Annotated in this window: 21 protein-coding genes, 2 tRNA genes and 3 pseudogenes; 23 read left to right on the top strand and 3 right to left on the bottom strand. The window is 57.8% G+C overall.

Annotated elements, in window-relative coordinates; all coding sequences use genetic code 11:
* The first annotated feature begins 110 nt into the window (after positions 1-110).
* From rpsA to H7A12_02425, 16 genes are all read left to right on the top strand, one after another.
* Positions 111-1,784 (top strand): 30S ribosomal protein S1, encoded by a 1,674-nt coding sequence (gene rpsA / locus H7A12_02500; protein ID MCP5319690.1) that lies wholly within the window; start codon positions 111-113, stop codon positions 1,782-1,784.
* 149 nt (positions 1,785-1,933) lie between these two features.
* A complete protein-coding gene (gene ihfB, locus H7A12_02495; GenBank protein MCP5319689.1) occupies positions 1,934-2,236 on the top strand; it encodes an integration host factor subunit beta in 303 nt (100 codons plus the stop codon).
* 5 nt (positions 2,237-2,241) lie between these two features.
* Positions 2,242-2,499 (top strand): DUF1049 domain-containing protein, encoded by a 258-nt coding sequence (locus tag H7A12_02490; protein MCP5319688.1) that lies wholly within the window; start codon positions 2,242-2,244, stop codon positions 2,497-2,499.
* Positions 2,496-3,230, top strand: coding sequence for an orotidine-5'-phosphate decarboxylase (gene pyrF, locus H7A12_02485; protein MCP5319687.1), 735 nt, complete (start codon positions 2,496-2,498; stop codon positions 3,228-3,230). The genes H7A12_02490 and pyrF overlap by 4 nt, the downstream gene beginning before the upstream one ends.
* A 73-nt stretch (positions 3,231-3,303) precedes the next feature.
* A complete protein-coding gene (locus H7A12_02480) occupies positions 3,304-3,615 on the top strand; it encodes a helix-hairpin-helix domain-containing protein (protein ID MCP5319686.1) in 312 nt (103 codons plus the stop codon).
* A gap of 286 nt (positions 3,616-3,901) precedes the next feature.
* Positions 3,902-4,876 carry a DHH family phosphoesterase gene (locus tag H7A12_02475; GenBank protein ID MCP5319685.1) on the top strand — a complete coding sequence of 325 codons (975 nt, stop codon included), beginning with the start codon at positions 3,902-3,904 and terminating at the stop codon, positions 4,874-4,876.
* A 179-nt stretch (positions 4,877-5,055) separates the two neighbouring features.
* Positions 5,056-5,925 carry a hypothetical protein gene (locus tag H7A12_02470; GenBank protein ID MCP5319684.1) on the top strand — a complete coding sequence of 290 codons (870 nt, stop codon included), beginning with the start codon at positions 5,056-5,058 and terminating at the stop codon, positions 5,923-5,925.
* A gap of 92 nt (positions 5,926-6,017) precedes the next feature.
* The gene (locus tag H7A12_02465; GenBank protein ID MCP5319683.1) at positions 6,018-7,334 is read left to right on the top strand and encodes an HD-GYP domain-containing protein; all 1,317 of its coding nucleotides are present in this window, start codon (positions 6,018-6,020) and stop codon (positions 7,332-7,334) included.
* Between the two features lie 180 nt (positions 7,335-7,514).
* Positions 7,515-8,801, top strand: a complete 1,287-nt coding sequence (locus H7A12_02460; GenBank protein ID MCP5319682.1) for a putative porin — start codon at positions 7,515-7,517, stop codon at positions 8,799-8,801.
* Positions 8,802-8,836: 35 nt separating this feature from the next.
* Complete coding sequence (locus H7A12_02455) at positions 8,837-9,973, top strand: glycosyltransferase family 4 protein (protein MCP5319681.1); 1,137 nt, start codon at positions 8,837-8,839, stop codon at positions 9,971-9,973.
* The gene (rfaP, locus tag H7A12_02450) at positions 9,970-10,800 is read left to right on the top strand and encodes a lipopolysaccharide core heptose(I) kinase RfaP (protein MCP5319680.1); all 831 of its coding nucleotides are present in this window, start codon (positions 9,970-9,972) and stop codon (positions 10,798-10,800) included. The genes H7A12_02455 and rfaP overlap by 4 nt, the downstream gene beginning before the upstream one ends.
* A 26-nt stretch (positions 10,801-10,826) precedes the next feature.
* Positions 10,827-11,510, top strand: coding sequence for a toluene tolerance protein (locus H7A12_02445; protein ID MCP5319679.1), 684 nt, complete (start codon positions 10,827-10,829; stop codon positions 11,508-11,510).
* 391 nt (positions 11,511-11,901) lie between these two features.
* Positions 11,902-11,977, top strand: a tRNA-Val gene (locus tag H7A12_02440).
* A gap of 22 nt (positions 11,978-11,999) precedes the next feature.
* Positions 12,000-12,076, top strand: a tRNA-Asp gene (locus tag H7A12_02435).
* A 186-nt stretch (positions 12,077-12,262) separates the two neighbouring features.
* Positions 12,263-13,459, top strand: coding sequence for a tyrosine-type recombinase/integrase (locus tag H7A12_02430; protein MCP5319678.1), 1,197 nt, complete (start codon positions 12,263-12,265; stop codon positions 13,457-13,459).
* Between the two features lie 180 nt (positions 13,460-13,639).
* Positions 13,640-14,632 carry an IS5 family transposase gene (locus tag H7A12_02425; protein ID MCP5319677.1) on the top strand — a complete coding sequence of 331 codons (993 nt, stop codon included), beginning with the start codon at positions 13,640-13,642 and terminating at the stop codon, positions 14,630-14,632.
* A 308-nt stretch (positions 14,633-14,940) separates the two neighbouring features.
* On the opposite strand, the pseudogene H7A12_02420 reads toward H7A12_02425, so the two are convergent.
* Positions 14,941-16,066 (bottom strand): annotated as a pseudogene (locus tag H7A12_02420) (transposase).
* A gap of 498 nt (positions 16,067-16,564) precedes the next feature.
* On the opposite strand from H7A12_02420, the gene H7A12_02415 reads away from it, so the two are divergent.
* From H7A12_02415 to H7A12_02390, 6 genes and pseudogenes are all read left to right on the top strand, one after another.
* Positions 16,565-17,185: a TIGR03617 family F420-dependent LLM class oxidoreductase gene (locus H7A12_02415; protein ID MCP5319676.1), complete on the top strand. Its 621-nt coding sequence runs from the start codon at positions 16,565-16,567 to the stop codon at positions 17,183-17,185.
* 103 nt (positions 17,186-17,288) lie between these two features.
* On the top strand, positions 17,289-18,413 hold the full coding sequence (locus H7A12_02410; protein ID MCP5319675.1) for a transposase: 1,125 nt from the start codon (positions 17,289-17,291) through the stop codon (positions 18,411-18,413).
* Between the two features lie 203 nt (positions 18,414-18,616).
* Positions 18,617-19,054 carry an LLM class flavin-dependent oxidoreductase gene (locus H7A12_02405; GenBank protein ID MCP5319674.1) on the top strand — a complete coding sequence of 146 codons (438 nt, stop codon included), beginning with the start codon at positions 18,617-18,619 and terminating at the stop codon, positions 19,052-19,054.
* Between the two features lie 94 nt (positions 19,055-19,148).
* A complete protein-coding gene (locus H7A12_02400; protein MCP5319673.1) occupies positions 19,149-19,442 on the top strand; it encodes a hypothetical protein in 294 nt (97 codons plus the stop codon).
* 27 nt (positions 19,443-19,469) lie between these two features.
* Positions 19,470-20,560: pseudogene (locus tag H7A12_02395) on the top strand (IS3 family transposase).
* 91 nt (positions 20,561-20,651) lie between these two features.
* A complete protein-coding gene (locus tag H7A12_02390; GenBank protein MCP5319672.1) occupies positions 20,652-21,152 on the top strand; it encodes an SDR family NAD(P)-dependent oxidoreductase in 501 nt (166 codons plus the stop codon).
* 230 nt (positions 21,153-21,382) lie between these two features.
* Here H7A12_02390 and H7A12_02385 read toward each other — a convergent pair whose 3' ends face one another.
* Positions 21,383-22,744 carry an IS1380 family transposase gene (locus H7A12_02385; GenBank protein ID MCP5319671.1) on the bottom strand — a complete coding sequence of 454 codons (1,362 nt, stop codon included), beginning with the start codon at positions 22,742-22,744 and terminating at the stop codon, positions 21,383-21,385.
* Between the two features lie 47 nt (positions 22,745-22,791).
* Here H7A12_02385 and H7A12_02380 point away from each other — a divergent pair, with 47 nt between their 5' ends.
* Positions 22,792-23,103, top strand: coding sequence for an SDR family oxidoreductase (locus H7A12_02380; protein ID MCP5319670.1), 312 nt, complete (start codon positions 22,792-22,794; stop codon positions 23,101-23,103).
* A 1-nt stretch (position 23,104) separates the two neighbouring features.
* Here H7A12_02380 and H7A12_02375 read toward each other — a convergent pair.
* A pseudogene (locus H7A12_02375) lies at positions 23,105-23,459 on the bottom strand (transposase).
* Position 23,460 lies beyond the last annotated feature (1 nt).

Raw genomic sequence — 23,460 nt, 5'->3', positions numbered from 1 at the left:
CCCGGGCACCCTGTATCCAGCATCCCGGTGGCTGGTTTTTCATCGTTGACCCCGAGCCGGCTGGGGCGCGGGCAAGACCATTTGCGGCGTTGCCGCAGCAGGGAATTTCAATGACCGAGAGTTTTGCGCAGCTTTTCGAAGAGAGCCTGAAGACCGTCGAGATGGATGTCGGTTCGATCATCACCGGCGTCGTGATGGATATCGACAGCGAATGGGTCACCGTGCACGCGGGACTCAAGTCCGAGGGAGTGATACCGCGTAGCCAGTTTCTCGACGAGAACGGCGAGTTCCATCTCGAGATCGGCGACGAAGTGTACGTCGCACTCGAGGCGATCGAGGACGGTTATGGCGAGACACGGCTGTCACGCGAGAAGGCGCGCCGTGCCGAAACCTGGAAGAATCTCGAGTCCGCGTTCGAAAACAGCGAAGTCGTGCGTGGCATGATCAACGGCAAGGTCAAGGGCGGCTTCACCGTCGATGTGCAAGGCATCCGTGCGTTCCTGCCCGGTTCGCTGGTCGATGTGCGTCCCGTGCGCGACACCGCGCACCTCGAGAGTCAGCCGCTCGAGTTCAAGGTCATCAAGCTGGACCAGAAGCGCAACAACATCGTGGTCTCGCGCCGGGCCGTTCTCGAGCAGGCCAACAGCGCCGAGCGTGAGGCGCTGCTGGCGAATCTGCAGGAAGGCGCAACGCTCAAGGGCGTGGTCAAGAACCTCACCGACTACGGCGCCTTCGTCGATCTGGGCGGCGTGGACGGACTGCTGCACATCACGGACATGGCGTGGCGTCGCATCAAGCACCCGAGCGAAGTCGTGAAGGTCGGCGACGAGATCGACGTCAAGGTGCTGAAGTTCGACCGCGAGACGAACCGTGTCTCGCTCGGGTTGAAGCAGCTCGGGGCGGACCCGTGGGTCAGCATCAAGTCGCGTTACCCCGAAAACACCCGGGTCAAGGCCCGGGTGACGAACCTGACCGACTATGGCTGTTTCGCCGAACTCGAGCAGGGTGTCGAGGGTCTGGTACACGTCTCGGAGATGGACTGGACCAACAAGAACATCCATCCGTCCAAGGTCGTGCAGGTCGGCGACGAGGTCGATGTGATGATTCTCGACATCGACGAGGAACGTCGTCGTATCTCGCTCGGCATGAAGCAGTGCACCGAGAACCCGTGGGACGTGTTCGCGGCCGCGCATGCCAAGGGCGAACGGATCACCGGCAAGATCAAGTCGATCACCGACTTCGGACTCTTCATCGGGCTGGAAGGCAATATCGACGGCCTGGTGCACCTGTCGGACATCTCGTGGCACGAGACGGGCGAGGAAGCCGTGCGTGCGTACAAGAAGGGTGACGACGTCAGCACGGTGATCCTGTCGATCGATCCGGAGCGCGAACGCATTTCACTTGGCATCAAGCAGCTCGAAGGGGATCCGTTCAACAACTTCGTCGCTGTCAACGACAAGGGTTCGATCGTCACGGGCAAGATCGTCGAGCTCGACGCGAAGTCGGCAGTGGTGCAGTTGGCCGATGACGTGCAGGGGATCCTGAAGGCGTCGGAAATCAGCCGCGACCGCATCGAGGACGCGCGCAATGTGCTGAATATGGGCGACAGCGTCGAGGCCAAGATCATCAACGTCGATCGCAAGAGCCGCGTGATCGGGCTGTCGATCAAGGCCAAGGACGTTCAGGACGAAAAGGATGCGATCAAGGCGTTGCGGGAGGAGGCTGATGCAGCAGCACCAACCACGATCGGCGATCTGATCAAGGCACAGATGGATCGTCGCTGACGCGCCAGAACGGCGGGGTCCGCTCGCGGGCTCCGCCGTCATCACATGGCCTTGGTGCTGGTTGCAGCGAATACCTGCATTAGACGCGCCCGCTGTTCTCAACTATGCTTGGCATCGTATGTTTTTCAAATAAAAACAGCGAGTTGCACATGACCAAATCGGAGTTGATCGAACGCATCGCTGCACAGCAGCAACAGTTGTCACCGAAGGACGTGGAACTCGCGGTCAAGATGATCATCGAGTACATGGCCTCGAGCCTGGCACAGGGTGAACGTATCGAGGTGCGCGGTTTCGGCAGTTTCTCGCTGCACTACCGTGAACCACGACGGGGTCGCAACCCGAAGACTGGCGATGCGGTCGAACTGATGGGCAAGTATGTTCCCTACTTCAAACCCGGCAAGGAGATGCGCGAGCGCGTGAACCCCGATATGGATCAGGCAAGCAGCGGCTGAGTACAGTGATCCGCACCCGTCTGCTGCGACTGTTGCTGCTGTTGTCCGTACTGGTGGTCGGTTTCTGGGCGTTCCTTTTTTCGCTGGCCAACAACGAGGTGGTGGCGCTGGATCTGGTGCTGTTGCGCCTGCCGGAGGCCGCGCTGTCGGTGTGGATCGTCGCGGCTTTCATCGCCGGGGGGCTGTGCGGCCTTGCGGCCGGCGGTGGTGCGATCTGGCGTGCGCGCCGTGCGTTGACGCGTTCGCGCGGCGGAGATACATGAATCTCGCGGGTAGCACGATCGCGGGGTCCGGGTCACGCTTGATCGTTGCGCTCGATTTTCCCCGTGCAGCTCCGGCGCTGGCACTGGCCGATCGTCTGGATCCGCATCAGTGTCGACTGAAGATCGGCAAGGAGCTGTTCACCGCCGAAGGCCCCGAGCCGGTGCGCGCGCTGGTGGCGCGCGGCTTCGACGTGTTTCTTGATCTCAAATTCCACGACATACCCAACACGGTTGCCGGTGCAGTGCGTGCTGCGGCGGAACTTGGCGTCTGGATGGTGAACGTGCACGCAAGTGGCGGGCGCCGCATGATGAGTGCTGCGCGTGAGGTGCTGCTCGGCACGACGCAGCAGCGGCCTTTGTTGATTGCGGTAACCGTGCTCACCAGCATGGAAGCTGCGGAGCTGAACGAAACCGGTGTCGGCGACGGTGTGGATGCGCAGGTGTTGCGACTGGCAGGACTTGCGCTCGAATGCGGTCTGGACGGTGTCGTCTGTTCCGCTCGTGAGACATCGATGCTGCGTGAACGGTTGGGGCCGCAGCCGCTGCTGGTCACGCCGGGGATTCGGCCTGCACGTGCGCCGGCAGACGACCAGCGGCGCACGCTGACGCCGGCACAGGCAATTGCTGCGGGTGCAGACTATCTGGTCATCGGCAGACCGGTTACTGCGGCCGTGGATCCGCTGGCGGCATTGACCGAAATCGGCTCCGATATCTCGTACAGCCCTGGCTGAATCCACTTGCTAGCGTATGTCCACGGTGCAATGGATGCACCGTGCATGGACGAATGTATCAAGGAGGATTTCCATGAAACTCGCAGACGTTCTCAAGGCAGCGGTGTTCGGACTGTCGCTGCTCACGCTTCCACTCGCGCATGTTGCGGCCGAACCATCCAGAGTTGCTGCACCCGTGCAGCAGGCCGCGCAGCGCGTCAATATCAACACCGCCGATGCATCCACGCTCGCAAGTGCGTTGAACGGAGTGGGGGTCAAGAAGGCAGAGGCGATCGTTGCGTATCGTGATCAGCATGGACCGTTCAAGTCGGTGGACGAGCTGATCAATGTGAAGGGAATCGGTGAGAAGATGCTGGAGCAACTGCGCCCGCAGGTATCGCTTTGAGAGATCGGTAAACGCCAACCACGGGCGCCGCAGGGCGCCCGTTCCCCCATTCTCCGCTCGAATACCACCGCGCATCATCCATCCTGCAGCCGGATGCATCGTGCAGGGATCGGATGCAGGCTATGCTGGATGCAGGCTATGCTTGCCTGAGCGTGTTTGCAGGCCGTGAGTGCAAGCATAAGATGCCGGGACGATGCTGCAGGCCTTTGTCTTCGCCCTGTTCCCGGAATCCGGGAATACAGTACGATTGCCCAAGGATCGCTGATACCAATAAAGGAAAGCAAAAATGCGCTATGTGGATGTATTCAATGGTGACGCCGATGGTATCTGCGCGCTGATGCAATTGCATCTTGCCGTGCCGCGTGAGAGTGAACTGGTCACGGGAGTGAAACGCGATATCGACCTGCTGCGTCGTGTTTCCGCCGGACATGGCGATCGGGTCACGGTGCTGGACGTGGCGATGGAAAAAAACCGGACCGACCTCGACCGGCTGCTCGCCGCAGGGGCGACGGTGTTCTACGTCGATCACCACATCCCCGGGGATGTGCCGGATCACCCGGGGTTGCAGGCGATCATCAATACTGCGCCGGAGGTCTGTACCAGCCTGCTGGTCAATGGACATCTCGGCGGGGCGTGGGCTGCGTGGGCGGTGGTCGGCGCATTCGGAGACAACCTCGCGGCAAGCGCACGCGCACTCGCCGCGCAGATCGGAATCGATGGTGCCGCCCTCGATGCAGCCGAGCGCCTGGGTACGTACATCAACTACAACGGTTACGGACCAGCAGTCGAGGATCTGCACTTCGCACCGGAAGAGCTGTTCCGGCGGTTGCGTCCATACGCGAATCCGCTGCAGTTCATCGAAGGTGACCATGAATCGTTTGCACGGCTGGAGGATGGCTATCGCGGTGATATGGCTGCTGCGGCTGCGCTGACGCCGATGCACCAGACTTCGCAGGCTGCGGTCTTCCTGCTGCCCGACGAGCCGTGGGCGCGACGTGTCAGCGGGGTCTACAGCAACGATCTGGTGAACCTGCATCCGGAGCGGGCACACGCGGTCCTGACGGAAATCGGCGGAGGGGACCTGCTGGTCAGTGTGCGGGCCCCGTTGACGAATCGTACCGGAGCCGATGAGATCTGCCGGCAGTTTGCGACCGGCGGTGGGCGCAAGGCAGCCGCTGGCATCAACCGCTTGCCGCCGGAGGATCTGGCGCGGTTCATCGACGTGTTCTGCGGATTTTACGCGGCACCCGGCGGCGCCTGAGTGCAGTGAACAGGCCGGGTTTGCCAGCGAGGCCGGATGGAACCCGGCGCTCTGGCGTTGTTCCATACGGGATGCTGCTGCCGTGCCTGTTGTGGTTCTGCAGTCTGACGGTAACGGCGGCGCCCGATGCGGACTGCACCGCCGGACACGATCCCTGTCCGTCGGCTGAGCAAAGCTGGGTGGACACGTCCTACGAGTACGTGACGTCACACAGCGACACACTCGCAGTCTGGCTGGATTCGTTCTTTGGCACGCCGACCTCGGACCGTGAGTCGGCAGATACGATATTGCGCTTGCGTGGCGAGGCGGTGCTCGACGAAGACCATGGCGTCGACACCGATCTGCGTCTGCGCGGCAAGGTCGACCTGCCGCGACTCAGCAAGCGTCTGAGCCTGATATTTTCCGAAGAAAACGAAGAGTACCAGGAGGTCGTTCCGGAAAGCAGCGGCGGCAAGGATGTAGGGCTGCAGTTGCGCCTGTCCGATCGTGGTGCGTCACGGCTTTGGGCTTCGATGAGCCTCAATGGCTCGCTCGATCTGCGTACCAGCCTGCGTTACAAGTACCTGCGGACATTCGGCGACGATTGGCGGGTGCAGTTTGGCGAGAAACTCTATTACAAGCAGGACGACGGCTTCGGAGCTCTGAGTCGGGTCGACCTGGATTATCTGATCGGCACTGATCGCATGGTGCGGTGGACCAACCAGGTCGACTATGGGGAAGAGACCGCTGGCGCCGAATGGGGATCTCTTCTCAGCTACCAGATCCGTATCGATTCCCGGCAGGCCCTGAGTTACTTTGCTTCGGTGTCGGGGCAGACGGACCCGGATCAGTTCACGACGGGTTATGGTGTCGGTGTGCGTTATCGACGCAACGTGGCACGGCCATGGATCTTCGTGGAAGTGGAGCCGGCACATGTCTGGCGCCGCGACAGCATCGAGGAGGCGCGTGGCTCGGTGTGGATGTTGACGTTACGACTGGAACTGCTCGAGGAACGCCAGAATCGCCGCGGCAAGCGCCGTGACGGTGCGCGCGCTGCTGGCGTGGATTAGACTATGACGCGGATTTTCCAGTCGGTCGGCCAGACAGCGGAGCGTCTGGGACGGTCCGGTTCAAGCCTGCAGCAACTCAGTCGATATTCGATATGAACGCCGTACCCACCGCTGTGACCGACCTTGAAGTCGGTATGTACGTGACAGCTCTCGATCGTCCCTGGATCGAGACGCCGTTTCTCGTCGAAGGCTTCTATATCAGCAGCGAAACCGATATCGAGGAGCTCGAAAAGTATTGCGACGTCGTCTACGTCGACGTGGTGCGCAGCCGCCTCAGCAACGATCGACGGACACGCAGCAGTCGCGTCGTCGGGACGTCGGTGCTGCGGCCGTCGATCGCTTCGCGCCCGGTATCGGCTGCTGGCAGCGCGGCGACCGGACCGGTGAAGTTCCGTCCTCGTGGCGAGAGTGTCACGGCAGAGTTGTTCCCGCACCGCAAGCTCAAGGCGTATACGGACAGCAGCGGTTTCGCCCAGGAACTGACGCCTGCACGCACGGCGTATGCAGACGTTGCGCTCGCCTACCGGCAGATGATGGAAGAGTACGGCCGGAACGCACGGATCGACGTCAGCGGGATTCGCGATGCCGTGAATCCGCTGGTCGAGAGCATGATTCGCAATCCGGACGCCTGCGTGTGGCTGGCCCGCAACCGTGACGAAGCGGGATATATCGCCGGACATTCGGTAGGGGCTGCCGTGTGGGCCGTAGCGTTCGGGCGCCATATGGGACTGCCACGGGTCGACCTGCAAAGGTTGGCGATTGGTGCGCTGCTGTTCGATGTTGGCAAGCTGAAGATTCCCGACGAATTGCTGTGCAAGCCGATGCCGTTGTCGGCAGGTGAGTTCCAGTTGCTGAAGTCGCACGTAGACTTCGGTCTCGAGATGCTGCGTGACACCGGCATTCTGAATCGCACGATCAACGACATGGTCGAGTTCCACCACGAACGCCATGGCGGCCACGGCTATCCGCGTGGGTTGCGGGGGAGCGACATACCGATCTTCGGACGGATCGCCGGGATCGTCGACTGTTACGATGCGATCACCAGCCCGCGTCCGTACGCGCAGGCAATGGCGCCGAGCAATGCGGTAAAGCGGCTCTACGCGTGGCGTGACGTGGACTTTCAGGCAGATCTGATCGAAGAGTTCATCCAGGCGATCGGCGCCTACCCGGCGGGCACGCTGGTGGAGCTGAGCAATGGTGAGGTCGGAATCACGACCGCCGGTTACCGTACACGCCGGCTGCGTCCGCAACTGCTGGTACTGCTCGATCGCACCGGCAAGCAGTTGCAGGATCCGCGACCACTCGACCTGGCGGTGACGACACACGACGGTGATGGCAAGCTGTTGGAAATCGTTGCCGGCCTCGATCCGGCATCCTGCAACGTCGATTTGTCCTGCGTGCCCGTCTGACGAGCGCCAGCACGGACGCATTTCCCGCTCACGACGTGGACACCGCAGTCGTCAAGGCGTCATATTCTTTGCTTATCGTGGCTCTGCCGTGATCGACGGTGATTGCTCATGCATGGTTCGGCGGTTCGTGTTGCGGTGCCGGCTGGCGCGTTTTCGCAAGTCACAACGGAGGGGTACGGGATGGGTTTCGTGAAAAAGCAGTTTCTGCTGGGTAGTGTTGTGCTGGCGTGCGTCGCCCAGACAAACGCAGGTATGGTGGACGAGAAGCTGCTCGACATGCTGTTGGCAAATGGTGCCATCACCGGGGCACAGCATGCGGAGCTGATGGGCGATCTGGCACGCGAGAGCCGGGGTGCGACCCGGGCGAATAGTGAAGTTCCTGATAAGAAGGATTTCGTCGCGTTCCGGAGTGCCGCAGGGTGGGTCGAAAACACCGTACTGCGTGGCGATGTGCGGGTAAGGCACGAGTCGATCGATATCCGGGGTGAGCCCGATTTCACCGGCAGCCGCAACAAGGATCGGCAGCGGCTGCGTGCGCGGCTCGGTGCGTTCACGAAGATCAACCCCGAGGTTGCAACCGGGATACGGATTGCCAGTGGCAGCGGTCCGGATCGTCGTTCGCTCATGCAGGATATGGACAACTATTTCGACAAGAAGGCAGCGTGGCTCGATCTCGCGTATATCGATTACACGCCGACGGCGGTTCCCGGACTGAGGATTTCTGCAGGCAAGATGAAGCAGCCGTGGATGGCAGTCGCCGAGGTGGCGTGGGATGCCGATATCAATCCCGAGGGTCTGGCGTTTGCGTACACGAGGAAGAGCGGTACGGTCACATTGTTCGGCAGCGTCGGCTATTACACGATGAACGATGGTGTGGATGGTGACGGCTTTGAATTCAGGAATGACCTGTCCCTCTACCACCTGCAGATCGGCTCTGGATTCGATGTTGGCAAGCGCGTGCACCTGACGCTCGGTGGCAGCCTGTTCGGATTCGACAACGAACAGTTTGGTTCTACGAGCGCGTTTCGTGCCAATGGCAACTCCACCGACCGCTTCGGCCTGAACGAATTGTTCATGCAGGCCGATGTGACCGGGTTGCCATTGCCGTTGTCGGTTTACGCCCAATACGTACGCAATCGCGATGCTCGTGACTTCGGCGCTGCGCTCGATGGTGATCAGGACGCAGCCTACCTGATCGGACTGCGTAGCAGCATCGAGCGTCTTGCGCTTGACTACAGCTACCGTGACGTGGAGGCAAACGCGGTCGTCGGTGGTTTGACCGAATCCGATTTCGCAGCCGGTTACACCAACTCCAGCGGTCACAAATTGAAGCTGAGTTACGGGATCCTCGAGAATTTCACGATCGGAGCCACCTGGTTCATGGCAGAATCGGACGCTGCGAGCAGTCGCGGGCTTCGGGGGGCCGATATCGATGCGTTGCAGATCGACCTCGATGCCCGGTTCTGAGTCACTGCCGAGGCTCGTTCTGCCGAATACCTTTGATGCAAATCGCGTTTTGTCTTTATAAGTTTTTCCCGTTCGGTGGCATGCAGCGCGACTTCCTGCGTATCGCGTTGGCGTGTCAGGTACGTGGCCATGCGATCCGGGTCTATGTGGGCGAATGGCAAGGCGAAATACCGCCAGGCTTCGAAGTGGTGCAGGTGCCGATGCGCGCGTGGCTGAATCATCGGCGCTACCGGAAGTACACCGCCTGGGTGCAGGCTGACCTCGGGTGCCGACCGGCAGACTGTGTTGTCGGCTTCAACAAGATGCCAGGCCTGGGCGTGTACTATGCAGCCGATCCCTGCTTCGAGGCGAAGGCGCGTACGTTGCGCAATCCGCTGTACCGGCTTGGTGGCCGCTATCGCCACTTTGCCGCGTACGAGCACGCGGTGTTCGGCGCGCAGAGCCATACCGAAATCCTGATGATTTCCGGCGTGCAACAACCGTTGTTCGTGAAGTACTACGGCACGCCGGAGAGCCGATTCCACCTGCTTCCTCCCGGAATCGACGCCGATCGGCGCCGGCCGAGCGATGCTGTCGCCGTGCGTGCTGCGTTTCGCGCCGAATTCGGCGCAAGTGACGATGATCTGCTGCTGGTGCAGATCGGCTCCGGCTTCCGGACCAAGGGCCTCGACCGTACACTGAAAGCACTCGCGGCGTTGTCGCCGCCGTTGCGCAGCCGCACCCGATTGATCGTGATCGGCCAGGACCAGACGAGGCCGTTCAGGCGCCAGACGGCAAAGCTGGGCATTGGCGAACAGGTTCTCTTTCTTGAAGGACGCAGCGATATACCGCGGTTCCTGCTGGGAGCCGATCTTCTTGCCCACCCTGCCTACAACGAGAACACCGGCACCGTGCTGCTCGAAGCCCTGGTGGCCGGACTGCCGGTGTTGACGACGGCCGTTTGCGGCTATGCCCATTACATCGAAGATGCCGACGCCGGCCGTGTGCTGCCCGAACCTTTCGTGCAGGCACACCTTGACCAGGCCTTGGCGGAGATGCTGGGTGATGCAGATGCCCGCCGGTGCTGGCAGTTCAACGGCCTCACTTTCGCCGCCCGGGCAGATCTGTACAGTTTGCCCGAGCGCGCTGCAGATCTGATCTTGAGGTTCGGCACGAGGGATCGGCCGGCATGAGTGTGCTGGTGCTGAAGGAGCCTTTTCGCAGCCTATGGCAGGGCTGTGATGCCTTCGAGGCAGTGGATGCGCTGCATGGCGAGATTTTCCGCGAACTGGAAGGTCGCCGCACGTTACGCACGGTAGTCGAGGGGCGTGCCTATTTCGTGAAGATTCACCACGGAATCGGCTGGCGTGAAATATGGAAGAATCTGCTGTCAGGCCGCCTGCCGGTACTCGGTGCAGCCAATGAGTGGAAAGCCATTGCACGGCTGGAGCAGCTTGGTGTCGCGACGCTGCGTGTCGCGGCGTACGGTGAACGTGGATGCAATCCGGCACGTCGGCACTCCTTCATCGTCACGGATGAACTGGTCCCTACGATCAGTCTGGAGGACTACTGTCGCAACTGGTTGCAGCAACCACCGCAGCCTGCGCTGAAGCGCGCGCTGATCCGGCAGGTGGCAGGCATCGCGCGGCACATGCACGAAGGCGGGATGAATCATCGCGACTTCTATCTGTGCCATTTTCTGCTGCATCTCGATCCGGCGCCGTCGTCCACCGCGCTGCGCGTGTCGCTGATCGATCTGCACCGCAGTCAGGTGCGCGAACACACGCCGCGCCGCTGGCGCGACAAGGATCTGGCTGCATTGTATTTCTCGGCACTCGACATCGGCCTGACGCGGCGTGACCTGCTGCGTTTCGTGCGTGAGTACTTTCCGGGGCCATTGCGTACCACCCTGGAGGCGGAGCGGGTAGTGCTGGACAGACTTGGAGCCGAGGCCAGGCGGCTCGAGAGGCGCTACCTGCGCAAGTACGCACCGCGACAGCAAGCACGAGACGTGCGGTGAAGCGCTGGCTTTTTCGAAGGGTGCGAATGATGAGTGCCAACGACTACTTCGTGCTGCGGGGTGATGCCGAAGTCATCGAGGCCGATGGCCACGGCGAAAAGGTGTTGCGACTTCGCGATGGCAGCTACCTGAAGCTTTTCCGACGCAAGCGGCTGCTGTCTTCCGCACTCTGGTACCCATACGCGCGACGATTTGCAGACCATGCCGTCACGCTGGAGCGGTTGGGCATACCCTGCCCGCAGATCATCGCCGTTCATCGCTTTCCGGGCATTCGGCGCGATGTGGTCCACTACCACCCGTTGCCAGGTGCCACATTGCGGCAGCTCGTCCAGGGCAATCGAGTCGAGTGTGAGACGCCCGCATTGCGGACCCGGCTTGGTCGCTTCGTTGCACGGCTGCACGATCTGGGGGTCTTTTTCCGCTCCATCCATCTTGGCAACATCGTGCTCGACGACGACGGCCGACTCGGGCTCATCGATATCGCCGACATGAAGATCGCAAGCCGCCCGTTGTCGCGCCCCAGGCGCAGACGCAACCTGGTGCACCTGCTGCGCTATCGCGAAGACGGGGCGTGGCTGCTGAGTGATCATGGGCAAGCCTTTGCCGAGGGGTATGTCATGCAAGCTGGTCCAGACTGGTCCACGCAGATCGTGCAGGCTTGGCTGTGCAAAGAGCACAACACGGTATCTGGCGAGCGGGGCCGTTCCTGACGAAGTTGTTCACAGTTTCTGTGGATAAAACTGTGAGCAATATGTCTGTCGGCCGCTCCATACCGGGGAAATGGCGAACTTGTGGTAATTGATCAAATTACGAACTAACAAATTTATTGTGTAATAACAAAACGTTGCAGAAATAATATGAAATGATTTTGCAAGAATTCAGTGCAATCCCTTAGGAATCAGGGTGTGCGTGTTGCATGTTGATAACAGACCGTACCTGCGTTGCGTTACCGATGCTCTTGACCATCCCGAGATGGCTGTGCCAGCCATGTTTCGCGAAAGACCTGCAGCGTGCGGGAGCTGCATCGGATCATCGGCACACAGCAGGAAATTTTCTTTTGACATCAAGGGTGGGATCTGTAGAATGCGCGTCTCGCCTCAGGGGTGGTTAGCTCAGCTGGTAGAGCACCTGCCTTACAAGCAGGGGGTCGGCGGTTCGATCCCGTCACCACCCACCAAACTGCAGACGAACGCATTCACGGAGCGGTAGTTCAGTCGGTTAGAATACCGGCCTGTCACGCCGGGGGTCGCGGGTTCGAGTCCCGTCCGCTCCGCCATTTTACTGTTTTTAAGCCCTTGATAAGCTTATAAAAACCGTTAGATTTCACAAATTTCTTGTTATAAAACAAGTAGATACACTTAGCAAAGCTATATCGCGAGGTCTCTCGTTATAGCTGCCTAGCACGCCTCATTTGGGGGTATTATTGGGGGTATAAAATCCCCCCAGCGGAAAATACCCCCAGATGCTCACGGTTCAGGAAATCCGAAACGCGAAGGCGGCTGACAAAGCGTACAAGCTTTACGACCGTGACGGCCTGTACCTGTTCGTCTCTCCGGCGGGTGGCAAGCTGTGGCGGGGCAAGTACCGCGTCGATGGCAAGGAAAAGACTCTCAGCATCGGACCTTTCCCCAAAGTCAGTTTGGCGGAGGCCCGTGATAAGTGGCGTAACGCCTGTAAGCTCGATGATCCGTCCGCTGCCAAGCAGGCAGAGAAGCAGTCGACGGGCTCGAAAGCACCGACTTTCCTTGATGTCGCTAAAGAGTGGCACAGTCGGCAGCTGCATGGCTGGACACGCAAGCATGCGGCACAGGTCTGGAGCACCCTGGAAGCAGATATCTTCCCCGAACTTGGTTCGCGTCCGATTGATGCGATCCTGCCACGCGAGATCATGGTGCTGATCGAAGCCATCGAAGATCGGGGTGCGGGAGAAGTGGCGGCGCGTGTGTTGCAGCGTGTCCGCGCCGTGTTCTCCCGTGCGGTTGCGCTGGGGTACCGGGATATCAATCCGGCCAGTGAGCTTCATCGCCACCTGAAACCGCGGCAGAAGGGAAAACAGACCGCTCTTGATATCACAGAACTACCCGGATTCTTGCGTGCTCTGGAAAGCTATGATGGTGATGTAGCGACTCGACTGGGACTGCGATTGCTCATCCTTACGCTGGCTCGCACCAGCGAAATTCGTGAGGCCAAATGGGCCGAATTTGATCTTGAGGAAAGAGTCTGGACGGTTCCGGATGAACGTATGAAAAATCGTCTCATCCATCGGGTTCCACTGTCGCGGCAGGCACTTGCCACACTGCAGGAGTTGCACAAAGTGTCTGGCCACACCCGATGGCTGATGCCGGGTCGGATCGACATTAAGCCCGTCAGCGAGAACACGATGCTCTTTGCTGTATACCGGATGGGTTTTCACAGACGTACTACTGTCCACGGCTTTCGGGCACTGGGTTCGACGATCCTCAATGAAGCGGTAGCTGAAATTGACGGCCGGAAACAGCGTATGTGGTCGGTGGATGCGGTGGAGCGTGCGCTTGCGCATGTCGAGCAGAACAAGGTCAAGGGTGCCTACGACCGGGGAGATCGTTTTGAAGAGCGCGTGCTGATGATGCAGTGGTGGGCCGATTATCTCGACGAAGCTGCAACCCAAGCACCGGCGTAGGCTGCGGCACCGGCGTTTCCCCGTCCGTGCCAGCCCTCGGTCTCATGAAGCGATCGCACGAAAGCGCAGCGCAACCTGATCGACTTATCCGTCGTGATCACCCCGTGTGTCGTTAGGGAACCTCTGCAAAACCTCTGTAAAAACCTGGCTTGCATCCGCCTGGTATGAGACAGTCGACGCATGAAACAGATGAGCCTTGCCTCCATGAGCGGTTTTGAGTTGAAGACGCGGCGCACGCGAAAGCGTGTGTTCCTGAGTGAGATGCAGCAGGTCGTGCCGTGGGCGGATCTGGTGGCAATCATTGCGCCGTATGCACCCACACCCGGCCCGAAAGGCGGGCGCCCGCCATTTGCAGTGGAAACGATGCTGCGCATCCACTTCCTGCAGCAGTGGTTCGGTTTGTCGGATCCGGCCATGGAAGAGGCGCTCTACGACGTGCCGCTGTACCGCGAGTTTGCTGGTCTGGATGTGGGGGTTGACCGCCTGCCTGATGAGAGCACCATTTTGCGTTTTCGGCATCTGCTCGAAGCGCACGGCTTGAGCACACGCCTCTTCGATCACATCAACATGATTCTGGCGGAGCGCGGTTTGCTTCTCAAGGCGGGAACAGCCGTCGACGCCACGATCATCGCTGCCCCGTCCTCGACGAAAAACGATACGGGTACGCGCGACTCTGAGATGCACCAGACAAAGAAAGGAAACCAATGGTTCTTCGGCATGAAGGCGCACATTGGGGTGGATGCCGACTCGGGGCTGGTGCACACGGTGGTGACGACATCGGCCAACGCGCACGACGTCACGCAAGCACACGAACTGTTGCACGGTGAAGAAGAGGATGTCTTCGCTGACTCGGGCTACCGAGGCGTTGAAAAGCGCGAGGAGATCAAGGCGAATCAGCCACAGCCGAACTGGCACGTGGCGATGATGCCCGGCAAGCGCCGAGTGCTGGACAAGAATACCCCGCGCGGCAGTCTGGTCGATGCGCTGGAGCGGACCAAGGCGCGTATCCGGGCGAAGGTCGAGCATCCGTTTCGGGTGCTCAAGTGCCAGTTCGGATTCACCAAGGTGCGCTACAAGGGTCTGGCCAAGAACACAGCCAACCTGGCCACCCTCTTTGCGTTGGTCAATTTGTGGCTGGCGCGCAAACGAATTTTGCAGGCTTGCGGGGGATGAGTGTGCCCGCAGCACGGGCAAGAGCCCCGAAACGGGCTGAAAGTAGCCAAAAAACGGGCGGATTTGATGAAAATCAGCTGCCACACTCATTAGAGTTTCTTGCAAAACTCTTTGCGTTTTTCATTGCGCAACCGCCTGATGTGTCCCACCACATGCGTAGCAGCATTTTGTCGGGATTTTCGAACCCATGAATGTGATCGCAGCGATCGATTTCGACGCATTCGAGCCGTTTTGTCGGGCGCAGTCGATAGCTGCCCGTTCCCGCGTGGGTGGGGAGGAGGACTTTGATGGGATCGGGTGAAGCGTACCTACAAGAGCAGCCGCATCAACTGATCGGCACTGAGCACCAGCACACCGAACATCAAATGGCTCATCACCTTGGCGGCGCCCCTGCACGCGCACCTGATTGCCGCCGAACTCGTCCTTGAGCCGCGCGTTGCTGCGCTCGGCGACGGTGCGCTCGTTGTAGCGCACGGCGTCCGCCGGATCGAACGACTCCTTGAGTCCGCCACGTGGATTGTGATCGATCAGCGGTACGTGGTTCAGGCTACGACAGTGCTCGTGCAGATCGAGGCTGCAGTAGGCGGCGTCCATCACATCGTAGAGATTGGTCACGCGCTCGGCGCTGATCAGCGACAACGGGATCGCGGCGCGGCTGTCGTGCATCGAGGCCGCGGACAGCAGCGCCGATATCGGCACCCCACAGTCGGCGGTGTCGAGATGCAGCTTGTAGCCGTTCCAGCTGACCTTGTAGCCCTGCGCATTGGACTTCGTGCCGCGATCACAGGCGGTCGGAATCTCCGCCAGCATCTCAGCCGGGCACTGTCCGCGTTGGCGCTCGATCGGCGAGCGCGTGACCACCGTGCACTTTTCATCACGCCGTGGCCCACCCTGTTTCGTGCACGGTGTATGCCCCGACATCGAATTGGTCGCCGTTGCCGTCGTACCGCGCACCGGTCGCTCGCGCGCCTTGATCGCCGTGCCGTCGCGGCTGATGTGACCGATCAGCTGATCACCGAGATGCGTCTTGATCAACGTCTCATGCACACGCTCGGCCAACTTCGTGGTCGCAAACTCCTCGAAGGCCCGCGAAAACGTGGCTTCCGATGGCAACTTGCGGTACAGCGGGAATCCGCAAATCCGCCGCAGAGCCCGATCGATCATCAATCGCTCGATCAGCGCCGCAGTCGTGGTCAACCCCAGCGCCGCCTTGGCCACGAAGGCATTCGCGAGCCACGCCCGATCGTGTGGACGGCGTCCGACGCCGCACCGTGACGAGGCAACGAATTCCTCGATCCGCACCCACTCCAGCAGGTGGATCAATCGCTCGAGCTTCGGCGTCGTCTGGCCGAGGTCTTGCTTCAATTCAGGAAGCACCTCGTGCTGGATGACATGCCAGCGTTGCAGGATCAGGTCTCGACGGGTAGCATTCATGGCGTGGGCGATATGGTGTTGGATTTGACAACTGCATCATGCCAGAAATGGCCGCCCACTCTCCCTTCCTTTCCGCGCACCATCGCAAAAAATCCACGCTACCTCATGCGTTTTGCAAGAGGCTCATTATTTTGTCCAACCTACGCAATATCTCGTAATTCATCGAATAATGTGCAGAGGTTTTTCCACATAACTGGTATTTAGTTGGTCACCGGAGTATATAACAAGATACTCTGATGACAGTAAAACTGACTTACTTATGGAGTTGTCAATTTTAGACACAATTTATATCGTTTACTGAGTATTTGCGTAGAGTGTGTCCTTTTAAAGGACACATGTTCTGTATGCAACCGTACACGCAGGTAGACAATATGAAATATGTTCATCTAAACAGCTTGAAGAACTGCGCTTTGTTTTTCGCAATCTCTCATGTCTGTGTTTATTATTAGAAAATTTTCATAGAACAATAGCACTGTCAATACGATTAGTCGAGTCGAAATGAAATTTGATTTTTGTTTATTAAATAACGCGCCTGACGAAATCAAGAAATTTGCTTGTGAACTCGAGTCGGCCGGTTTTAATGGTATTTATACATTTGAGGGACAACATGACCCTTTCATTCCCTTGGCTTTTGCCGCAGCAAGTACAAAAAATATCGATTTAATGACTGCTGTAGCAATTGCTTTTGGAAGAAGCCCACTCACTATCGCGCATACTGCTTATGATTTGAATTTTATTTCTGAAGGACGTTTTACGTTAGGTCTTGGGAGCCAGGTTAAGGCACATATAGAGCGTCGTTATAGTATGCCTTGGTCCCATCCGGCAGCCAGAATGAAGGAATACGTTTCCGCATTGCGATCTATATGGAACTGTTGGCAATATGGTGCGGATTTGAACTTTAAGGGTAATTTTTATGAACATACGCTTATGTCACCTACATTTAATCCAGGACCAACTAATTTCGGAATTCCAAAAATATTTTTAGGCGGAGTTGGTGATTCCATGGTTAGGGTGGCGGGTGAGGTAGGAGATGGACATATTATTCATCCGTTTCACACCAAAGAATACCTTCTGACGCATACGTTACCGACACTTAAGAGCCTCTTGCAAAACGCATGAGGTAGCGTGGATTTTTTGCGATGGTGCGCGGAAAGGAAGGGAGAGTGGGCGGCCATTTCTGGCATGATGCAGTTGTCAAATCCAACACCATATCGCCCACGCCATGAATGCTACCCGTCGAGACCTGATCCTGCAACGCTGGCATGTCATCCAGCACGAGGTGCTTCCCGAATTGAAGCAAGACCTCGGCCAGACGACGCCGAAGCTCGAGCGATTGATCCACCTGCTGGAGTGGGTGCGGATCGAGGAATTCGTTGCCTCGTCCTGGTGCGGCGTCGGACGCCGTCCACACGATCGGGCGTGGCTCGCGAATGCCTTCGTGGCCAAGGCGGCGCTGGGGTTGACCACGACTGCGGCGCTGATCGAGCGATTGATGATCGATCGGGCTCTGCGGCGGATTTGCGGATTCCCGCTGTACCGCAAGTTGCCATCGGAAGCCACGTTTTCGCGGGCCTTCGAGGAGTTTGCGACCACGAAGTTGGCCGAGCGTGTGCATGAGACGTTGATCAAGACGCATCTCGGTGATCAGCTGATCGGTCACATCAGCCGCGACGGCACGGCGATCAAGGCGCGCGAGCGACCGGTGCGCGGTACGACGGCAACGGCGACCAATTCGATGTCGGGGCATACACCGTGCACGAAACGGGGTGGGCCACGGCGTGATGAAAAGTGCACGGTGGTCACGCGCTCGCCGATCGAGCGCCAACGCGGACAGTGCCTGGCTGAGATGCTGGCGGAGATTCCGACCGCCTGTGATCGCGGCACGAAGTCCAATGCGCAGGGCTACAAGGTCAGCTGGAACGGCTACAAGCTGCATCTCGACACCGCCGACTGTGGGGTGCCGATATCGGCGCTGCTGTCCGCGGCCTCGATGCACGACAGCCGCGCCGCGATCCCGTTGTCGCTGATCAGCGCCGAGCGCGTGACCAATCTCTACGATGTGATGGACGCCGCCTACTGCAGCCTCGATCTGCACGAGCACTGTCGTAGCCTGAACCACGTACCGCTGATCGATCACAATCCACGTGGCGGACTCAAGGAGTCGTTCGATCCGGCGGACGCCGTGCGCTACAACGAGCGCACCGTCGCCGAGCGCAGCAACGCGCGGCTCAAGGACGAGTTCGGCGGCAATCAGGTGCGCGTGCAGGGCGCCGCCAAGGTGATGAGCCATTTGATGTTCGGTGTGCTGGTGCTCAGTGCCGATCAGTTGATGCGGCTGCTCTTGTAGGTACGCTTCACCCGATCCCATCAAAGTCCTCCTCCCCACCCACGCGGGAACGGGCAGCTATCGACTGCGCCCGACAAAACGGCTCGAATGCGTCGAAATCGATCGCTGCGATCACATTCATGGGTTCGAAAATCCCGACAAAATGCTGCTACGCATGTGGTGGGACACATCAGGCGGTTGCGCAATGAAAAACGCAAAGAGTTTTGCAAGAAACTCTTAATTGTGGGTTTTCTAAAAGCGGGAGGTCGAGGGATGGTTTTGAGATTTCATGTCAAGTTATCGTCGCTTCAGGTTTAAATGCAAGTGAGATTGAGATCGCAAAAAATTTTGTGAGGCAACAAATTGCTTTTTACGCTTCAACTCCCACTTATAAACCCGTTCTGGAATCTATTGATCGTCTCGATGTTCATGAGTCTTTGCTTGATTTGTCTAGATCAAATAAATGGAACGATATGGGAAAGTTGATCGACGATGATATTTTATGCAAGATTGCAGTAGTTGGTACGCCTTCTCAGGTTGCGGAACAAATATATGAAAGCCGCGGAGGCTTGGTTGATCGCATCAGTCCAAATATTTATACTGATAATTTACAACTCGCACTTTCTATAAATAAAGAATTAAAGTTATGTTTTGACGATTGAAAATCATTTGTTTGTTTCCTATTTTTAAATAGCCGGCATTGCGACATGTAATAACAATTTGTTTTATAAACGCATTATTGTAAAATGGCGGCTCTTGAAACTCCCAGAAACCGTTACTGCTACCTGCAAAACCTGGGAGTTTTCGATAACGATCCACACGGGGATTCTCGCCTTGGCTACCGATTATTTCTTCCGCAGTCGTCTCGACCAAATGATCGATTTGCGTCATCCGCTGGCAGTTCTCGCCAATCACATCCCGTTGCAGAAAATCGAGAATGCGTTGGCCCCTATGTTCGCACGCAAGGAGCGCTCAGGGACCGCGGTCGAGGTGACCGATTTATTTGGTCAAAGGGTAATCCCCCGGGCCAATAGAGGCGGACAGAATTAGATTTTTCTCGTTCAGGGAGAGTTCTACATGAAGAAGTCGAAGTTTTCGGATAGCCAGATCATCGAGGCGTTGAGGCGGGTGGAAGGTGTGCTGTCGGTGTCGGAGTTGTGTCGGGAGCTGGGGATCAGCTCGGCGACGTTTTACAAATGACATGGAAGTACTGCGGCCTCGACGTTTTGATGAGGGCCCGGATGAAGGAGCTGGAAGCGGAGAATGCCCGGCTCAAGAAGATGTATGCCGAGGAGCGGCTCAAGGCCGACATTCTGAAGGAGTACCTGGGAAAAAAGTGACTCGGCCATCTCGCCGGCGTGAGGTGGCCAAGGAAGTGGTGTCCCAAAGAGGTATCTCGATCAGCCTGGCTTGCGACATCTTCCAAGTGAGCGAAACCTGTTATCGGTATTCGGCCAAGAAAAATGCCGAGGACGAGGAAATCGCTGACTGGCTGATGCGGCTGACCGACAATCATCGCAACTGGGGATTCGGCCTGTGTTTTCTGTATCTGCGTAACGTGAAGGCCTTCGCCTGGAACCACAAGCGGGTCTATCGCATTTGCTGGGAATTGGAATTAAATCTACGGATCAAGCCCAGGAAACGGCTGGTGCGGAAGAGGCCGGAGCCGCTGGCGGTGCCGACGGCGATCAATCAGGTCTGGTCCATGGACTTCATGCATGATCAGCTTGAAGACGGGCGCTGTTTCCGGCTGTTCAATGTGATCGATGATTTCAATCAACCGGGAAGCACTGGGCATCGAGATCGATTTCTCCTTGCCGGCCGAGCAGGTGATCCGAGCGCTGGAACAGATCATCGAATGGCGAGGCAAGCCGGCGGCGATTCGCTGCGACAACGGCCCAGAGAATATCAGCGACTTGGTTCAACGCTGGGCAGAGAAGCGGATGATCAAGATGAATTACATCCAGCCGGGCAAGCCTCAGCAGAATGCCTATGCCGAGCGCTTCAACTGGACGGTACGTTACGAGTGGCTATCCCAGTATTGCTGAGCGGATCTCGATGAAGTCCAGCTCTTCGCCACCCAGTGGATGTACGACTACAATCATGACCGCCCAAACATGGCCTTGGGCGGCATCACGCCAAAACAGCGGCTGACCATGGCCGCGTAGCTCTACTTCTGAACGCTCCTAATTCCGGGGGGATTACCATCGGATGTTGTGTAGAGGTTTTTAATGTATATTTCCGTGAGAGGTGAGTAAGATGAATAACTTTTCGTATAAAAACAATGCAGGACGAGTTGCTTTAATAACCGGTGCCGGAACAGGCATTGGCGGTGCAGTAGCACGAAGGTTGTCGCGTGATGGCTTTATTGTTGGTGTTGGATATTCTCAATCATCTGCGGGAGCAGAGGCTGCGGTTTTTACAATAAAAGAATCTGGTGGTGAAGCATTTGCATTTCGTATTGATATTACGCACGAAGAAGAAGTAATAAATTTTTTTGATTATGCAATAAAAAAATATGGACGTGTAGATGTGGTGATAAATAATGCCGGCATAGGTCATATGAAGCCTTTTTCTGAAATTACGTTTGATGAATATAAAATGATTTTTGATGTGAATTCTTGGGGAACATTTGTGATGTGTCGTGAGGCTGCACGTAAAATAAAGGATTTTGGCAGAATACTAAATATTTCTAGCGGTGCAACTCTCTCTAATTCATCCGGTATGTCTCTTTATATTGGAAGTAAATTATCTACCTGAATGCGTGTTACCCACCCACAATTCTTCGGCGGAGGATATTTTTGAACAACTCACCCTCGCTATCGGTGGTTGAGTCGTCATCCAGCGCGATTCGCGATTCGAGAGACCGATTTCGGCCTCGAGATATCGGGTTTTTTGCATCCGTTTCTCCCGTTTTTCAAACTGCGTCCACGAGAAGCCCGCCCAGATGGGTGTCCGCTGTCTCGACATGTGCCAGCCGCAGGATGCGTTCATATCGGCACCAGCTTGCACAAATGCGCCTGCACCGCATCGAACACCCGCACATGCGCCTCCACGCCACGACCAAAGTCGAGCAGCACACGTCGAGCATGCGTGATGAACTGGGCTGCGCGGTACATCACCTCTTGCAGCACAGTCTTGAGGCGGCGACGTTTGGCTGGATGGCGTACCGGCGAGAGCGTGCCGGTCAGCCCCAATTGCCCCACCAGGCGCAGGCAGTTGTAGGCAAAGCCCGCCAGGTGCAGGATCGCATCGTTGGTGTCGAACTTGCCCGAGGGCAAACGTTCCAGGTCCAGATCGCTCTTGAGCTCGGAATGGAACTGCTCATGGGTGCCGTGGTGCTTGTACAGCTCGATCACCTCTTGTGGCGACACCGTCAGGCTGGTCCACCAACCTTCCAGTTCGACCAATGGCACCAGCAGGTGTTGCCCTCTCTTGTCGATCGTGCGCTCGGTCACTCGCACCACCAGTCGCAGCGTGCGTCGGGTCTTGCCCCAGGCACGTTCGATTTGCAGATCCAGCAAGCCGCTACGTTTGCCCGGGCGGCTTTCGACCAAGGCATCGAGCGCTTCGGCCTGCTCGACCCAGGAGGCCTTGTCCTGTTTGCGCGGGTTCCACTTGGTGAGGTAATCGAACGAGCGCCCCAGTGCGGCCCAACGCTCACGCTCAGCCGCCTTGGCAAACAGCAGACGTACGCTGTCGAAGCCGCTGTCGTCACGCCACAGCACCTTGGCGTCCGTCGGACAAAGTCGCTCCAGACGCGGAAACGCACGCTCCAGGAAATACTCGGTCTCCAGCGCCGAATGGTGGGAGCCGGCACGCAGCTCCAGACCGATGTTCCAGCCCTCGTTGCCCAGATACAGGGCGATCGGGGTGTAGCCATCCACGCCCTGATAGGTGCGGCTGACGTGTTCCTTCTTGCTGTCAGAGTTGTCCATCACGAAGGTGTCCATGTCGGCACAGACATAGCCCTTGTGGGGTGTGATGGGCGCCTGGGTCCGCTCCAAAAGACGCAGACTCAACTCATCGGTCAGTTCCCGCAGCTGTACCGCCTTGGTATCGAGTCGCTGGCGCATCCAGACGCTGCCGGGCACCTTGGCCAACCCCAGGGCCTGCTTGAAAAAGCGGTTGTTCCGAAACGCCTCGATGGCTTCGAAGTCGCTCTTGCCCAGGGCCAAAAGGCCCACAATCGACTTGGCCAGATCCGAGGTGCGCATGCCTTGCGAGACGGGCAGCCGCGAATCGAGCACCAGATCCACTTGCGCTGCCTCGCAGCATTGCCCGATCAGGGCCAAGCCGGCGTGGGAGGTCAGGTCGAGGTTACGGCTCTGGCGGACTTGGAATTTCGGCATGAGCTTGGGTGAAGGCTATAAAAGCAGTATTGTCTCATTAAATCAATATGTTAGATACTAAATCCAATCAATGGAACACGGAATCAGGATCTATCGAAGGTTTTACCAAAGTTTTAGCGCGTGAATTGGCTCCGCGGGGAGTTACTGTTAATGCCGTTTCTCCTGGAATGACTGACACACCTATGCTGTTAGGTGGAAATGCGGAAGCTTTGCGTAAATATGGTGAAAAGGCAGCTGCTATGGGGCGTTTAGGGCTACCGGAGGATATAGCGGATGCGATAAGTATGCTTGTTTCTGAGGACGGCCGTTGGATTACCGGCCAAGTATTACATGTAGATGGAGGCATGCATATTGTATAAATTAAAGAATCCCTGCAAAATTTTTATAACTGTCAAATCCCAGGTGATCATAAGGTCTACGATGAAAGAGGTCCGGCCTGTCAGCATGCCACTGTTTCATGGCTTGTACGGGTGTCTTGCCGCCCAGAGCTGATTGAGGAAACCGATGGTTGTAGAGCGTTGACGTAACGCAACAGTGTACTGGTCAGATCTTCGGCATCACGAAAGCGATGCGTCGCCAGTACGTCGGCAATACGGCCGTTGAAACGCTCCACCATGCCATTGGTTTGAGGTCGTCGCGGAGGCGTCAACCGATGTTCGATTCCCAACGCCTCGCACAGTTGGTCGAACTCATGGCACCCAGAGGGCTGGCGTTTA

The sequence above is a fragment of the Pseudomonadales bacterium genome (assembly GCA_024234165.1).
Lineage (GTDB): Bacteria > Pseudomonadota > Gammaproteobacteria > Pseudomonadales > UBA5518 > UBA5518.
Note: the sequence above shows the minus strand (reverse complement) of the source record. Positions and strands in the feature narration are given on the sequence as shown.